This is a genomic window from Priestia sp. 53B2 (assembly GCF_056099005.1).
Map to the genome: position 1 here is coordinate 1 of NZ_JBLZXA010000100.1, position 252 is coordinate 252.

General features: G+C 34.9%; 1 rRNA gene. It reads right to left on the reverse strand.

From position 1 onward, the window contains the following. Positions 1-199: 199 nt before the first annotated feature. Positions 200-252: ribosomal RNA gene (locus ACN6NE_RS31305) — 16S ribosomal RNA — on the reverse strand; the annotation flags it as partial.

Sequence of the window (252 nt, forward strand, 5' to 3'; positions counted from 1 at the left end):
TGTTGTGTTATTTATTGGTTTGATTAAAGAAAAGTTTCACTTTTCCTCAGCAATTACTGTTATCTAGTTTTCAAAGAACAATCGCAACCAAAATTCTTCTTATTAGATAAGAAGAAAGTAGTGTGCTTTCTATAATTGAGAGATTGAACTCTCAAAACTGAACAAAGTGTCAAAACGTACGTCATGTAAAAATCCTTAGAAAGGAGGTGATCCAGCCGCACCTTCCGATACGGCTACCTTGTTACGACTTCA